This window comes from Caballeronia jiangsuensis, from assembly GCF_046030135.1.
Classification (GTDB): domain Bacteria; phylum Pseudomonadota; class Gammaproteobacteria; order Burkholderiales; family Burkholderiaceae; genus Caballeronia; species Caballeronia jiangsuensis.
Window position 1 is genome coordinate 87,368 of record NZ_JAQQDB010000013.1, and the last position, 14,337, is coordinate 101,704.

A 14,337-nucleotide genomic window follows, 5' to 3' on the forward strand; every position below is an offset into this window, starting at 1 on the left:
GACTCCAAACATTTCGAACGTAGACACACATGCAATTCCCAGAATCCTGGCTCCGCAGTTTCGTCGATCCCAAGCTCTCCACCGACGAACTCGCGCACGCGCTGACGATGGCCGGTCTCGAAGTCGAAGACCTGCGTCCGGTCGCGCCGCCGACCACGAAGATCGTCGTCGGGCAGGTGCTCGAAGTCGCCAAGCATCCGAATGCCGACAAGCTCAATGTCTGTCAGGTCGACGCCGGCACGGGCGAGCAGTTGAACATCGTGTGCGGCGCGCCGAATGTGTCGCCGGGCATCAAGGTGCCGGTGGCGCTCATCGGCGCGGTGCTGCCGCCGGCCGAGGCGGGCGGCGAGCCGTTCGCGATCAAGCCGACGAAGCTGCGCGGTGTCGATAGTCAGGGCATGTTGTGCTCGGCGCGCGAACTGAAGCTGTCGGAAGATCACAGCGGCCTGCTGATCCTGTCCGCCGATGCAAAGGTCGGTCAGGACATCCGCGAGGCGCTCAACCTCGACGACACAGTGTTCGAGATCAAGCTCACGCCGAACAAGGCGGATTGTCTGTCGGTGTTCGGCGTCGCGCGCGAGACCGCCGCGATCACCGGCGCGCCGCTCAAGCAACTGGACATGCCCGCGGTCGAAACGAAGCTCGACGAAAAGCTGCCCGTGAAGATCATGGCGCCCGACCTGTGCGGCCGCTTTTCCGGCCGTGTGATCCGTGGCGTGAACGCGCACGCGAAGACGCCGCAATGGATGGTCGAGCGTCTCGAGCGCGCGGGCCAGCGCAGCATTTCTGCGCTCGTCGACATCTCGAATTACGTGATGCTCGAACTCGGCCGCCCGTCGCACGTGTTCGATCTCGACAAGATCCACGGCGCGATGGAAGTGCGCTGGGGCAAAAAGGGCGAGTCGCTGAAGCTGCTCAACGGCAACACCATCGAGGTCGATGAAACGGTCGGCGTGATCGCGGACGATCACCATCTCGAAAGCCTGGCCGGCATCATGGGCGGCGATAGCACCGCCGTGTCGCTCGACACGACCAACATCTATCTCGAAGCCGCGTTCTGGTGGCCAGACTCGATTCGCGGCCGCGCGCGCAAGTACAACTTCTCGACTGATGCGGCGCATCGCTTCGAGCGCGGCGTCGATTACTCGACGACCGTCGAGCACATCGAACGCATCTCGCGCCTGATCCTCGACATCTGCGGCGGCGAGGCCGGTCCGGTCGACGATCAGATCGTCAACGTGCCCGAGCGCAATCCGGTATCGATGCGCGTGTCGCGCGCGCATCGCATCATCGGCGTGGAGATTGGCGCCGAGGAGATCTCGCAGATCTTCACGCGCCTGAACCTCGCGTTCGAGCGCGACGGCGATACCTTCAAGGTCACGCCGCCGCCGTACCGTTTCGATATCGAGATCGAGGAAGACCTGATCGAAGAGGTCGCGCGCATTTACGGCTTCGAGAAGATTCCGGCGCGGCCGCCGGTCGCGCGCAGCGAGATGCGCATCACGAACGAGACGAAGCGCTCGATCCACACGCTGCGCCATGAAGTGGCCGCGCGCGACTACTCGGAGACGGTGAACTTCAGTTTCGTCGATGCCGAGTGGGAGAAGGACTTCGCGGGCAACGACAACCCGATCAGGCTGCTCAACCCGATCGCGAGCCAGCTCTCGCTCATGCGCACGACGACGTTCGGCAGCCTGATCGAAGTGCTGCGCCATAACCTGAACCGTCGCGCGGACCGCATTCGCGTGTTCGAGGCGGGTCGCGTGTTCCATCGCGATGCATCGGTGAAGGCGGGCGAACTCGCGGTCGAAGGCTTCGCGCAACCGAAGATGATCGGCGGCCTCGCGTATGGTCCGGTGATCGAGGAGCAGTGGGGCGCAGCTTCGCGCAACGTCGACTTCTTCGATGTGAAGGGCGACGTCGAAGCGCTCTTCGCGCCGGTCGCGCCGCGCTTCGTGAAGGCGGAGCATCCGGCGCTGCATCCGGGACGCAGCGCGCGCATCGAAGTGGCGGGGCGCGCGGTCGGCTGGATCGGCGAACTGCATCCGCGCTGGCTGCAAAAGTACGATTTGCCGAACGCGCCGATTCTCTTCGAAATCGATGCTGACGCGCTGATGGATCGTGCGTTGCCGACGCCGTCCGAGGTGTCGAAATTTCCGCCCGTGCGGCGCGATATCGCGATTGTCGTGGATCAACACGTGCCGGTTCAGGCGCTTCTCGACGAGCTCGAAAACGCCCGCTCGGAGGCCGCTTGCAGACACGTCACAAGGGTTGCGCTTTTCGATGAATTTCGTCCAAAATCAAATACTTCCGGCGGCTTGGGAGCACATGAGAAAAGTCTTGCCTTCCGTGTAACGTTGCAAGATACTGGCGGCACGCTTCAGGACGAAACGGTCGATACGGCTATCAAAACGCTGGTGGATCGCCTGGCTCGAGTACACGGCGCGCGGTTACGCGGATAGCCTGCAGTTGGCCCTTTCCGTCTCAATCGCCAAGTCTTCAATGTGGCAAGCGCCGGTCTACCGATATGAACCAAATGAACTCGAGTGATTTCGAAGCCCTTCTTTCGGCGCAGCGTAGCGCCATGACCCGAGATACCCCGACCACGAGCGCGCCCGGCGACACACCGACGCTCACCAAAGCCGAACTGGCCGAGATGCTGTTCGATCACGTCGGTCTGAACAAGCGCGAAGCCAAGGACATGGTCGAAGCCTTCTTCGAAGTCATTCGCGATGCGCTGGAGAGCGGCGAGAGCGTCAAGCTCTCCGGCTTCGGCAACTTCCAGCTGCGCGACAAGCCTCAGCGTCCGGGCCGCAACCCGAAGACGGGCGAGGCCATTCCTATCGCCGCGCGGCGGGTCGTCACGTTTCATGCAAGTCAGAAGCTGAAGGCGCTGGTCGAAACGGGAGCGGAGACCGATCTCACTCGCTGATGTCCCGGCGGCGCGCGGAGACTCGCGCCGCGCTGCATGACCACCGCGCTTCAATCGACATCACTCATAACGATGGTTGATCGACGATGGAAAAAGTCGTCTTGCCTCCGATCCCCGCCAAGCGTTACTTCACGATTGGCGAAGTCAGCGAGTTGTGCGGCGTCAAGCCTCACGTGCTGCGCTATTGGGAACAGGAGTTCACGCAACTAAGACCGGTCAAGCGGCGGGGCAATCGACGCTACTATCAGCATCACGAAGTCTTGCTGATCCGGCGCATCCGTGACCTGCTGTACGAGCAGGGTTTCACGATCAACGGTGCGCGCAACCGGCTCGATTCACAAGGGCGCGCGATCAGCGACGAAGCCGAGATGGACGACGCCCAGGCGTCGGCGCAAGCGCAACCGGGCGTCGATGTCGATCAGCTTCGCAAGGATATTCTTCAGGTGATCGATCTCCTGGGCGGATGAGTGCCGCCGTGATCCGCATCCAAAATGCCGCGATTGGTCGCGGCATTTTTTTCGTCCGTACGACGCGCGCTGCACGCCGCCGGCGACGGCAGTAGCATGGTTGCTTGCTGTTTCCTCGTCGCCGCGCCGGGCGTGGGCGCTGCGGCTTTATCACATCGATTCAGGAGGGCTTATGCGAGTGTTGCTCGTTGGCGCAACCGGGATGTTGGGCACGGAGATCAAACGGATTCTCGAGCCCGCGCACGAAGTGATCACCGCGAGCCGCAAGGGCTCGGACGTAGCCGTCGATTTGTCGGACAAGGCGAGCATCGTCGCGATGTACGAGAAGGTCGGGGAGGTGGGCGCTGTCGTGTGTGTCGGCGGCGCTGCGAAGTTCGCGCCGCTCGATGCGCTCGCCGATGACGACTATGCCTTCAGCCTCGCGAACAAACTCATGGGGCAGGTGAATCTCGTGCGCTGCGCGATCGGCCATGTCGATGAAGGCGGTTCCGTCACGCTGACGAGCGGCACGCTCGCTCAAGATCCGATGGTCGGCAGCGCGGCGGTGAGCCTTGTGAACGCGGGCGTCGAAGGATTCGCGCGCGCGGTCGCGCTCGAGTTGCAGGGCAAGCTGCGCGTGAACGTCGTGAGTCCGGGCTGGGTTTCGGAGACGTTGGCGTCGATGGGAAAGGATGGGTCGCAAGGCATCGCGGCGGCCGACGTGGCGAAGGTGTACAAGCGCGCCGTCGACGAGAACATGACCGGGCAGACGCTGCCCGCGGCTAAGACTTGATGCCCGCGCGAAAGCGCCGCTTCGGGCCGGCCGCCGTTTCGGAACGGGTGACCGGCATCTTCACGTTGATCGACCAATAGACGATGCTCGGCCCGACGCCCCACGGCGGATAGATGCGCCAGTCGTCGGTGCCGTGGTGGAAGAAGTAGAGCGCGAAGCATCGACCGGGCGTGGTCGCGCTCACGCACACATAGCGGCTGCCGCCGGGATAGATGCGCCCGAAGCGCGTGACGCGCGCGCGGCTCGCCGGATCAAACCATCGGGCGACTTCCGCGTGCAAGGCGGAGCAGGTTCGACCAGATCGGATACGCCGCTGTTGGGCGGTCGCTAGGACAGACAAAGGCATGGCGCGCCGTTCCTTATATATCACCTTAAGACTAAGGCTTAAATCACTGACATACAAGTGTTTTTTTGGCTTTTACGTCTGAGTAAAGAGGCGCTGGGCGTCTGTATTGCGGCCGTGTTCGGTCAGCGCGAACGGTGTCAGATGCTCATGCCCATCATGGCGGTCGCGTTGGTCAGGGTTTCCTCTTCGGCGCGGATCCTGAGCATGGCGTCTGCCAGGCGATAGTAGAGTTGCGCGCGCTGTTCGAGGAGCTCGGGTGGCGCGTCGATGGGAAGGCTGTCGCCAGCCATTGCGCCAGCCAGCGCCTGCCCCGCGAAGTAGTCTCGCAGTGACATGCCGTAGTTGCTGTTGCCGGGAAAAGCGCGCGGGTTGTTGAGCTTGTTATATGCCATTGTTCGTGCTCGTCTTCATCGATACGACGGCCTGTGATCGGCCAAAGAAAAAAGGCTCTCCGGCGAAAGCCGGAGAGCCTTTGATTTCTGGTCGGGGCGAGAGGATTTGAACCTCCGACCACCTGCACCCCATGCAGGTACGCTACCAGGCTGCGCTACGCCCCGAAAGAGCAAAAGTATATCAGAGAGAAACGAATAGTAGAACTGCTCCGAACAATTTCGCTGTTGCACTCACCAAATTCACTCGCTGCGCGTCAAAGCGTCAACTCGGATTGCGTGTAAGGCGAGGTTTGAATCTGCACCGCGCCTTCGCGCTCCGTTTCGCTCCGGCCGTGGGCATTCGCGCGCGCGAAGCGCTGACGCCGACGAAACCTCAATGCCATCAGCAGCGATATCGCGCACGGAACCAGATACGTGACGATCCGCTCGCTCCACGCGATCCTCGATCCGAGGCTGTCGTATTTCGTGCGCTCATGGAAGCCCGCGGATGCAAACACCATCGTCAGCGTGAAATCCAGAAGCATCGCCAATACGCAAAGAGCCAGGAAGAGCAGTGCGCCGTTCCATTTCAGCGCGCCGAGGCTCGCGTTCACGGCGCGGCAGATAAAGAGCGCCAGGCCAAGCAAGGTCAGACTGAAGGTCAGGGGAAGCCAAGGGAAATCCATATCGCGCGTGCCTCGCTTTCGGGTAACAGGGACGATCCCGGGCGGCGCAAGATGTAATTTCCTGTCGCGTCTCGAGCGCCGATCCGGAACCGGCGCGATATTCACACGCGAGACTCATCGATAAAATAAGAGTAATCCTAATTAAATTGGCCGATCGGCCAACGACTCCGAGAGGAAGTCGATGAAGGTCCGCACCTTCGTCGTCATGTATTTTCGGCTCGTGTACACCGCGTACACCGACGGCGCGAACGCCGTATAGCTCGGCAGCACGCGTACGAGCGAGCCCGACGCCAGTTCGGGTTCGACGATCCACGCGGGAAAATACGCGAGCCCGAGTCCGGCGCGCACGAGCTGCAATGCCATCGACGTATCGTTGGTCTTGAGCACGGCCTGATTCTTCACGGTGAACACGCCGTCCGGCCCGGTCAGCGTCACGGAGTCGACATTCGTGTACGTCGGCAACACGAAACGATGGCGCGCGACATCGTCCGGATGGCGTAGCTTGCCGTGCTGTTCGAGATAGGCGCGCGAGCCGGCGAGCACGAAGGGCATCTTGCAGAGCGGCCGCACGATCAGCGAGGGCGAGGGCTCGGACGTCGCGCGGATCGCCATGTCGTAGCCTTCCTCGACCAGATCGACGAAACGGTTCTCCAGCCGAAGGTCGACGAGCACGCTCGGATAGCGCGCCTGATACGCGACGAGCAGATCGGCGAATGTGCGATTGGCGAACCAGCCCGGCGCGGTGACCTTGAGCACGCCTTGCGGCTGCGCGGTCTGCACGCCGACCGCGGCTTCCGCCGCCTGCAGGATGTCGAGCGCCTCGCTGCACTGCTCGTAATAGACGCTGCCGGCTTCCGTGAGGCTCAGATGGCGCGTCGTGCGGTTCAGGAGGCGCACGCCCAATTGACGCTCCAGATTGGCGACGTGCTTGCTCGTCATGGCGGTGGAGATGTCGAGCCGTTCCGCGGCCTTCACGAAACTTCCCGCGTCGACGACTTCGCGAAATACGCGCAGGCTGGTCAAAGCATCCATCGATCATTTCCTGTGCGGAAACAAAACGCCAATATTAGCCGGATTTATCGACGGGCGGTGTCTGCCTAGACTTGAGGCAATCCACCTTCATAGGAGTATTCCGATGTCTACGACTCAGGTTCGCTCAGCCTCGCCCAGCGTGCCCGCGCTGGCCAGCCACGCGCACGCGCTGTTGCGCATCGTCGCTTCGTATCTGTTGCTCACGCACGCGAGCGCCAAGCTGTTTCACGTTCCGCATATCGCGATGTTCGACGGCTTGCCGCTCTTCTCCTTGCTCGGTGCGGCAGGCGTCATCGAACTGGTTGGCGGCGTGCTCGTGCTGATCGGCTTTTTCACGCGCGCAGCGGCCTTCGTGCTGTCGGGAGAACTGGCGTTCGCATATTTCATCGGACATGCACCGAATGGGCATTTCCTTCTGCCGCTCCTGAATCAGGGCGAGCCGGCCGTGCTGCTCTCGTTCATCTTTCTGTTCATCGCGGCGGCGGGACCGGGCGCGTGGAGCATCGACAACCGGCGTTAAAGCTACTTGGGCCACTCGTCGAGCTCGTCGTTGAAGAGCGACGCGACGATCCGGCGCAGCCACATCGTGCGCGCGTCGTTGTGGAACTTGCGATGCCAGTGCTGCTTCAGATCGAAGCGCGGCAGCGCGAGCGGCGGCTCGGCGAGCGTGATCGACGCATGCTCGGCGACATACGCGAAGCCGATCGCATGCGGCACCGTGGCGATCAGATCGGTGCGTGACAGGATGAACGGCAGGCTCATGAAGTGCGGCGTTTCGAGCACGGCGCGGCGGCGCACGCGTTCCCTGTCAAGAAAATTCTCCAGAATCTCCTGGCTGCGGCCTTCGGCGCGCACGACCGCGTGGCCGGACTGCATGAAGCGCTCGAGCGTGAGCGGCTCGCTCGCGAACGGATGATCTCGCCGCATCAGACAGATGAAGCGATGCGAGAAGAGCCGCTGCTGAAAGAAGTTGTTGCCGCGCAGGTCCGGAAAATAGCCGACCGCGAGATCGATGTCGCCCGTTTCGAGCCCGCGCTCGACATCGCCGTGCGACACCGACACGGAGCGCAGATTCGCGTTTGGCGCTTCCTTCGCGAACGCCTGCAGGAGCCGCGGCAGAAAGACGATTTCACCGACATCGGACAGCGCGATCGAGAAAGTGTCCGTGCTCGCCGACGCGTCGAAGTGCTGCCGGTCGAGCAGGCCGCGCTCGATGCACGCCAGCGCCTCGCGCGCCGCGGGCACGAGCGCGATGGTGCGCGGAGTCGGTTCCATGCCGCGCGAGGTGCGCACGAAGAGCGGATCGTTGAAGTGCTCGCGCAGGCGCGCGAGCGCCGTCGACACACGCGGCTGGCTCACGCCGAGCCGCTCGGCCGCGCGGCTCACGTTGCGCGTCTCCTCGATGGCGACGAGGTACGGAATCAGATTCAGATCGAGGTCGTTCATGGCGTGATGTTCCGCCAACGATGTTGGCGCGCGGCATTCTCCACGTCAACGCGCGCCATCAGCCGCGCCGCGCGACCATGTCCGACACGCGCTGCGCCGCTTCCTGCAAAGGCTCCAGAAACGCCTTAACCATCTGCTTCGCGTTCTTGCGCTGGGCGTTCCCGCTGATGTTCAGCGCCGCGATCACGCGTCCCTGCCGGTCGCGGATCGGCGCGGACATCGAAATCAGTCCTTCCTCCAGTTCCTGATCGACGATCGCCCAGCCCTGGCGACGCACGACGGCGATCGCTTCCTTCAACGCGTCGCGGTCGACAATCGTGCGCGGTGTGCGCGCGACGAGCGAGCTCGCATCGAGCACTTCGTCGAGACGCGCATCGTCGAGCGCGGCGAGCAGCACGCGGCCCATCGACGTGCAGAACGCGGGCAGCCGGCTGCCGATCGACAGATTCTGCGTGATGATCTTGTGCGTCGGCACGCGCAGCACATAGACGATTTCCGCGCCGTTCAGCACCGCCGCCGAGCAACTTTCGTGAACCTGCTCGACGAGGTCTTCCATCACCGGCTCGGCGAGATTCCAGAAGGGCATCGAAGTCAGGTACGCGAACCCGAGATCGAGGATTTTCGGCGTAAGTTGAAAGAGACGGCCGTCAGCCTCGACGTAGCCGAGCGCCTGCAGCGTCAGAAGAATGCGGCGCGCGCCCGCGCGGGTGAGGCCGGTCGCGGCGGCGACATCGGTCAGTGTCTGAGCCGAGCGGTTCGCATCGAACGACCGGATCACCGCCAGCCCGCGCGCGAAAGACTGGACGTATGCGTCACCGGGGCGCGCTTGGGCGTCTTGCGGCTCGGCATCCGGATTGAGCGTGGCTGAATTCTTCATAAGGCTCGTCAGGAAAGAGGCGGACGGTCGGCGACTCCGTGAAAACCCGAGGTTTGCAGATGCTTCGTTGACACGACAACGAACGCAGGACTAACATGCCGATGTTCGCTAAACGAATCCATGTTCGCATAACGAACATTTCGAAGCAAGTCTGATTACCAACTGGTAAACCCGAATTCGGGAAGCGCGATCGCGGATCGGCAGTCCCGAAACAGGAGAAGGAACGGCACATGATCAACAAGATTTTCGATTCGCTCGCCTCGGCCGTGACCGACGTCCACGACGGCGCGACCATCATGATCGGCGGTTTCGGCACGGCGGGCATGCCGTCCGAGCTGATCGACGCGCTCATCGAGCAGGGCGCGCGCGAGCTCACGATCGTCAACAACAACGCCGGCAACGGCGACACGGGCCTGGCCGCGCTGCTCAAGGCCAAGCGCGTGCGCAAGATCATCTGCTCGTTCCCGCGTCAGACGGATTCATATGTGTTCGACGCGCTCTATCGCGCGGGCGAAATCGAACTGGAACTGGTGCCGCAGGGCAATCTGGCCGAGCGCATCCGTGCCGCGGGCGCGGGCATCGGCGGCTTTTTCACGCCGACCGGCTACGGCACGAAGCTCGCGGAAGGCAAGGAAACACGCGTGATCGACGGCAAGCACTATGTGCTCGAAGCGCCGCTGCACGCGGATTTCGCGCTGGTGAAAGCATTCAAAGGCGACCGCTGGGGCAATCTGGTCTATCGTAAAACTGCGCGCAACTTCGGCCCGATCATGGCGAGCGCCGCGAAATCGGCGATCGCGCAGGTGTCGAAGGTCGTCGCGCTCGGCGAGCTGGACCCCGAAAACATCGTGACGCCGGGCATTTTCGTGCAGCGCGTCGTGGAAGTGCCGCAAGCCGTGCATCAAGCCGAACTCGCAGCTTAAGGACGAAAAGCCATGAAGAAACTCACTCGTGACGAAATGGCCAAGCGCGTGGCCGCGGATATTCCCGAAGGCGCCTACGTGAATCTGGGCATCGGCGTGCCGACGCTCGTCGCCAATCACCTCGCGGCAGATCGCGAAATCTTCCTGCACAGCGAAAACGGTCTGCTCGGCATGGGCCCGGCGCCCGCTGCGGGCTCCGAAGACGACGAACTCATCAACGCCGGCAAGCAGCACGTGACGTTGCTCACGGGCGGTGCGTATTTCCATCACGCGGACTCCTTCGCGATGATGCGCGGCGGCCATCTCGACTTCTGCGTGCTCGGCGCGTTCCAGGTATCGGCGACGGGCGATCTCGCGAACTGGCACACCGGCGCGCCCGACGCGATTCCGGCCGTCGGCGGCGCGATGGATCTCGCGATCGGCGCAAAGCAGGTCTATGTGATGATGGAACTGCTCACGAAGCAGGGCGAAAGCAAGCTGGTCGCGGAATGTTCGTATCCGGTGACGGGCGTGCAGTGCGTGGACCGCGTGTACACCGACCTCGCCGTGTTCGACGTGACGCCGGAAGGCTTCGTCGTGCGCGAGATCGTGGAAGGCCTGTCGTTCGAAGAATTGCAGAAGCTGGCCAAGGTGCCGCTTCAATACGCGCCGCTGACCGAAGCCGCCTGAGCCTGAGAGACACAAGAGAACTGGAGCAACTGATGAAAGAAGCTTTCGTATGTGATGCCATCCGCACGCCGATCGGCCGTTACGGCGGTTCGCTGTCCTCGGTGCGCGCCGATGATCTGGGCGCCGTGCCGCTGCGCGCGCTCGTCGAGCGCAACAAGGAAGTGGACTGGGAAGCCGTCGAGGAAGTGATCTACGGCTGCGCGAATCAGGCGGGCGAAGACAATCGCAACGTCGCGCGCATGTCGGCGCTGCTCGCGGGCTTGCCGATCAGCACGCCGGGCTCGACGGTGAACCGCCTGTGCGGTTCGGGCATGGACGCGATCGGCGTCGCGGCGCGCGCGATCAAGGCGGGCGAGACGAGCCTGATGATCGCGGGCGGCGTCGAAAGCATGAGCCGCGCGCCGTTCGTGATGGGCAAGGCGACGAGCGCATTCTCGCGTTCCGCCGAGATCCACGACACGACCATCGGCTGGCGTTTCATCAATCCGCTGATGAAGAAGCAATACGGCGTCGATTCGATGCCCGAGACCGCCGAGAACGTCGCGGACGACTACAAGATCAGCCGCGCCGATCAGGACGCGTTCGCCTTGCGCAGCCAGCAGAAGGCGGCGCGCGCGCAGAAAGACGGCACGCTGGCGCAGGAAATCGTCGCCGTGACGATTCCGCAGAAAAAGGGCGACGCGCTCATCGTCGATAAGGACGAGCATCCGCGTGAAACGAGTCTCGAAGCGCTCGCGAAGCTGAAAGGCGTCGTGCGTCCGGACGGCTCGGTGACGGCGGGCAACGCGTCGGGCGTGAACGACGGCGCGGTCGCGATGCTGATCGCCGACGAAGAAAGCGCGAAGCGCCACGGCCTCACGCCGCGCGCGCGCATTCTCGGCCTCGCCACCGCGGGTGTGCCGCCGCGCGTGATGGGCATCGGTCCGGGTCCGGCATCGCAGAAGCTGCTTGCGCGTCTTGGCATGACCATCGACCAGATGGACGTGATCGAGCTGAACGAAGCGTTCGCGTCGCAAGGACTGGCTACGCTGCGCATGCTCGGCGTCGCCGACGACGATCCCCGCGTGAACCCGAACGGCGGCGCGATCGCGCTCGGCCATCCGCTCGGCGCGTCGGGCGCGCGTCTCGTCACGACCGCGAGCTATCAGCTTCATCGCACCGGCGGCCGCTTCGCGCTGTGCACGATGTGCATCGGCGTGGGCCAGGGCATCGCGATGATCATCGAGCGCGTCTGACCCGATGTTCGCATCCACGGGACGTCTCACCGATCTCGTTTGCGGCAACGCCGCCGCGAACGAAATCTGGTCGCCGCGCGCGACCGTGCAGGCGATGCTCGACGTCGAAGCCGCGCTCGCGCGCGCTTCGGCGCTGCATGGCGTGATTCCTTCGGGCGCGGTCGAGGCGATCGTCGCCGCCTGCAATGCTGACAACATCGACGCAAACGCGCTGATGACCGGCGCGCAAGCGGGCGGCAACCTCGCGATTCCGCTCGTCAAGCAACTGACGGCCGTCGTGAAGGCGAGCGATGCCGAAGCCGCCAAGTACGTGCACTGGGGCGCGACGAGTCAGGACATCATCGATACGGGCGTCGTGCTGCAATTGCGCGCGGCGCTCGATCTGCTCGATGCCGATTTGCTCGCACTTTCCGATGCGCTCGTCATCCAGGCTCAAGCGCACAAAAAGACGCCGATGATCGGCCGCACCTGGCTTCAGCAGGCGCTGCCGATCACGCTGGGCCTGAAGTTCGCGCAATGGCTCGATGCGGTGACGCGCCATCGTGAGCGTCTTGGCGAGTTGCGGGGACGCGCGCTGGTGCTGCAATTCGGCGGCGCGGCGGGCACGCTCGCGAGTCTGCGTGACAAGGCGCTGCCGGTCGCGGCATCGCTGGCTGAAGATCTGAATTTGACGCTGCCCGCGCTGCCGTGGCACACGCAGCGCGACCGCATTGCCGAAAGCGCGTCGTTCTTCGGCATGTTGACGGGCACGCTCGGCAAAATCGCGCGCGACATCTCGCTCATGATGCAGACCGAAGTCGGCGAAGTCGCGGAACCCGCTGCGGCAGGCAAGGGCGGTTCATCGACGATGCCGCACAAGCGCAATCCCGTCGGCTGCGCCGCGGTGCTCACCGCCGCGACGCGCGCGCCGAATCTCGTCGCGACGATCTTCGCGGGCATGGTTCAGGAGCACGAACGCGCACTGGGCGGCTGGCAGGCCGAATGGGAAGCGCTGCCCGATCTCGCACGTTTAACGGCAGGCGCGCTCGCGAACATCGTGGGCATCGTTCCGTCGATGGAAGTCAACGTCGAACGTCTCGCGCACAATCTCGATGCGACGAACGGCCTCGTGCTCGGCGAAGCGGTGATGCTCGCGCTCGGCGACGCCATCGGCAGGCTCGATGCGCACAAGCTCGTCGAAGGCGCATCGAAGGCATCGGTCGCGAACGGCACGGCGCTCTTCGACGAACTCGCCGCGAACGAAACCGTCACGCGTCATCTGTCGCAAGTTCAACTGAAGCAATTGCTCGATCCGGCGAACTACGTCGGTCAGGCGCAGGCGTTCGTCGCCGCCGCCATTGCGAGCGCCAACTCGAAAAAACAGGAGCAGTAAAAACATGCCTCTTGCCGAAGTGAACGGAACGCGGATTCACTATCGCATCGATGTCACGGCGGGCGACAACGCGCCGTGGCTCGTGCTGTCGAATTCGCTCGGCGCCGATGTCTCGATGTGGACGCCGAACATCGAAGCCTTCGCGAAGCATTACCGCGTGGTGCGTTACGACACGCGCGGCCACGGCCATTCCGATGTGCCGCCGGGGCCGTACACGATCGATCAACTGATCGGCGATGTGATCGGGCTGATGGATCATCTGAAAATCGAGCGCGCGAATTACTGCGGCCTGTCGATGGGCGGGCTGACCGGCATCGGTCTTGCCGCGCGTCATCCGGAGCGCTTCTCGCGCGTCGTGCTGTCGAACACCGCCGCGCTGATCGGCTCGGACGCGGTGTGGACGCCGCGCGCCGTGAAAGCGCGCGAGCCGGGCGGCATGCCCGCGCTGACCGACGCCGTGATCGCACGCTGGTTCACCGCGCCGTTCATCGAGCGCGAGCAACTCGAACTCGCGAATATCCGCGACGTGTTTCGCCACACCTCGGGCGACGGTTACGCGTCGAACTGCGAGGCGATCCGCGACGCCGATCTGCGCGACGAAGCCAAAACGATCACGCTGCCGGTGCTCGTGATCGCGGGCACGCACGATCTGTCGACGACGGCCGAGCAGGGCCGCGAACTGGCGGGTTACATCGGCGGATCGCGTTATCTCGAACTGGACGCGGCGCATCTGTCGAACATCGAAAAGCGCGACGACTACACGCGCGCCGTACTCGATTTCATCGGAGAACAACAATGACCGACGACGAACGCTACGAAGCCGGGATGAAGGTGCGCCGCGCGGTGCTGTCCGATGCGCACGTGGACCGTTCGCTCACGAATCGCACGGAGCTGACGACGGAGTTCCAGAACTTCATCACGCGCTATGCATGGGGCGAGATCTGGACGCGCGAGGGCTTGCCGCGCCACACGCGCAGCCTTCTCACGATTGCGATGATGGTCGCGCTGAACCGCAGCGAGGAACTCGCGTTGCACTTGCGCGCGGCGAAGAACAACGGCGTGACGCAGGACGAGATCAAGGAAGTGCTGTTGCAGACGGCGGTCTACTGCGGCGTGCCGGCGGCCAATTCGGCATTCCACCTCGCGCAAAAGATCTTCGACGAGGAAAGCAAGGCGTAGTCACGCAACGCGTTCGACACGTTCGACAGA

At 63.5% G+C, this 14,337-nt stretch carries 17 protein-coding genes and 1 tRNA gene; 11 read left to right on the plus strand and 7 right to left on the minus strand.

Going from position 1 to position 14,337, the window contains the following annotated elements:
• Positions 1-29 precede the first annotated feature (29 nt).
• The 4 genes from pheT to PQR08_RS15845 all read left to right on the plus strand — a co-directional run bounded on the left by pheT (position 30) and on the right by PQR08_RS15845 (position 4,171).
• Positions 30-2,462, plus strand: coding sequence for a phenylalanine--tRNA ligase subunit beta (gene pheT, locus PQR08_RS15830; RefSeq protein ID WP_408161759.1), 2,433 nt, complete (start codon positions 30-32; stop codon positions 2,460-2,462).
• A gap of 65 nt (positions 2,463-2,527) precedes the next feature.
• Positions 2,528-2,932, plus strand: a complete 405-nt coding sequence (locus PQR08_RS15835; protein WP_035503442.1) for an integration host factor subunit alpha — start codon at positions 2,528-2,530, stop codon at positions 2,930-2,932.
• A gap of 86 nt (positions 2,933-3,018) precedes the next feature.
• Positions 3,019-3,399 carry a MerR family transcriptional regulator gene (locus PQR08_RS15840; RefSeq protein ID WP_238287966.1) on the plus strand — a complete coding sequence of 127 codons (381 nt, stop codon included), beginning with the start codon at positions 3,019-3,021 and terminating at the stop codon, positions 3,397-3,399.
• A gap of 172 nt (positions 3,400-3,571) precedes the next feature.
• The gene (locus tag PQR08_RS15845; RefSeq protein WP_250483473.1) at positions 3,572-4,171 is read left to right on the plus strand and encodes a short chain dehydrogenase; all 600 of its coding nucleotides are present in this window, start codon (positions 3,572-3,574) and stop codon (positions 4,169-4,171) included.
• On the opposite strand, the gene PQR08_RS15850 is transcribed toward PQR08_RS15845, so the two are convergent.
• The 5 genes from PQR08_RS15850 to PQR08_RS15870 form a co-directional block, all read right to left on the minus strand.
• Complete coding sequence (locus tag PQR08_RS15850; protein ID WP_187604953.1) at positions 4,161-4,451, minus strand: hypothetical protein; 291 nt, start codon at positions 4,449-4,451, stop codon at positions 4,161-4,163. The genes PQR08_RS15845 and PQR08_RS15850 overlap by 11 nt on opposite strands.
• A 203-nt stretch (positions 4,452-4,654) precedes the next feature.
• Positions 4,655-4,909, minus strand: coding sequence for a hypothetical protein (locus PQR08_RS15855; protein ID WP_250483474.1), 255 nt, complete (start codon positions 4,907-4,909; stop codon positions 4,655-4,657).
• An 88-nt stretch (positions 4,910-4,997) separates the two neighbouring features.
• Positions 4,998-5,074 (minus strand) — tRNA-Pro (locus tag PQR08_RS15860).
• Positions 5,075-5,163: 89 nt separating this feature from the next.
• Positions 5,164-5,574 (minus strand): hypothetical protein, encoded by a 411-nt coding sequence (locus PQR08_RS15865; RefSeq protein WP_187604951.1) that lies wholly within the window; start codon positions 5,572-5,574, stop codon positions 5,164-5,166.
• A gap of 141 nt (positions 5,575-5,715) precedes the next feature.
• The gene (locus PQR08_RS15870) at positions 5,716-6,606 is read right to left on the minus strand and encodes a LysR family transcriptional regulator (RefSeq protein WP_250483475.1); all 891 of its coding nucleotides are present in this window, start codon (positions 6,604-6,606) and stop codon (positions 5,716-5,718) included.
• Positions 6,607-6,709: 103 nt separating this feature from the next.
• Between PQR08_RS15870 and PQR08_RS15875 the strand changes: the two genes are divergently transcribed.
• On the plus strand, positions 6,710-7,126 hold the full coding sequence (locus PQR08_RS15875; RefSeq protein ID WP_250483476.1) for a DoxX family protein: 417 nt from the start codon (positions 6,710-6,712) through the stop codon (positions 7,124-7,126).
• A gap of 2 nt (positions 7,127-7,128) precedes the next feature.
• On the opposite strand, the gene PQR08_RS15880 is transcribed toward PQR08_RS15875, so the two are convergent.
• Complete coding sequence (locus tag PQR08_RS15880; protein WP_035503457.1) at positions 7,129-8,052, minus strand: LysR family transcriptional regulator; 924 nt, start codon at positions 8,050-8,052, stop codon at positions 7,129-7,131.
• Between the two features lie 58 nt (positions 8,053-8,110).
• Positions 8,111-8,929, minus strand: a complete 819-nt coding sequence (locus PQR08_RS15885; RefSeq protein WP_250483477.1) for an IclR family transcriptional regulator — start codon at positions 8,927-8,929, stop codon at positions 8,111-8,113.
• Between the two features lie 230 nt (positions 8,930-9,159).
• Between PQR08_RS15885 and PQR08_RS15890 the strand changes: the two genes are divergently transcribed.
• The 6 genes from PQR08_RS15890 to pcaC are packed head-to-tail and all read left to right on the plus strand — an operon-like array spanning position 9,160 to position 14,307.
• The gene (locus PQR08_RS15890) at positions 9,160-9,852 is read left to right on the plus strand and encodes a 3-oxoacid CoA-transferase subunit A (RefSeq protein WP_250483478.1); all 693 of its coding nucleotides are present in this window, start codon (positions 9,160-9,162) and stop codon (positions 9,850-9,852) included.
• 12 nt (positions 9,853-9,864) lie between these two features.
• Positions 9,865-10,521 (plus strand): 3-oxoacid CoA-transferase subunit B, encoded by a 657-nt coding sequence (locus PQR08_RS15895; RefSeq protein ID WP_250483479.1) that lies wholly within the window; start codon positions 9,865-9,867, stop codon positions 10,519-10,521.
• Positions 10,522-10,553: 32 nt separating this feature from the next.
• Positions 10,554-11,756, plus strand: a complete 1,203-nt coding sequence (pcaF, locus tag PQR08_RS15900; protein ID WP_187604946.1) for a 3-oxoadipyl-CoA thiolase — start codon at positions 10,554-10,556, stop codon at positions 11,754-11,756.
• 4 nt (positions 11,757-11,760) lie between these two features.
• The gene (locus PQR08_RS15905; protein WP_250483480.1) at positions 11,761-13,128 is read left to right on the plus strand and encodes a 3-carboxy-cis,cis-muconate cycloisomerase; all 1,368 of its coding nucleotides are present in this window, start codon (positions 11,761-11,763) and stop codon (positions 13,126-13,128) included.
• 4 nt (positions 13,129-13,132) lie between these two features.
• Positions 13,133-13,927 (plus strand): 3-oxoadipate enol-lactonase, encoded by a 795-nt coding sequence (gene pcaD, locus PQR08_RS15910; protein WP_250483481.1) that lies wholly within the window; start codon positions 13,133-13,135, stop codon positions 13,925-13,927.
• Positions 13,924-14,307, plus strand: a complete 384-nt coding sequence (gene pcaC, locus PQR08_RS15915) for a 4-carboxymuconolactone decarboxylase (RefSeq protein ID WP_035503472.1) — start codon at positions 13,924-13,926, stop codon at positions 14,305-14,307. The genes pcaD and pcaC overlap by 4 nt, the downstream gene beginning before the upstream one ends.
• Positions 14,308-14,337: the final 30 nt, after the last annotated feature.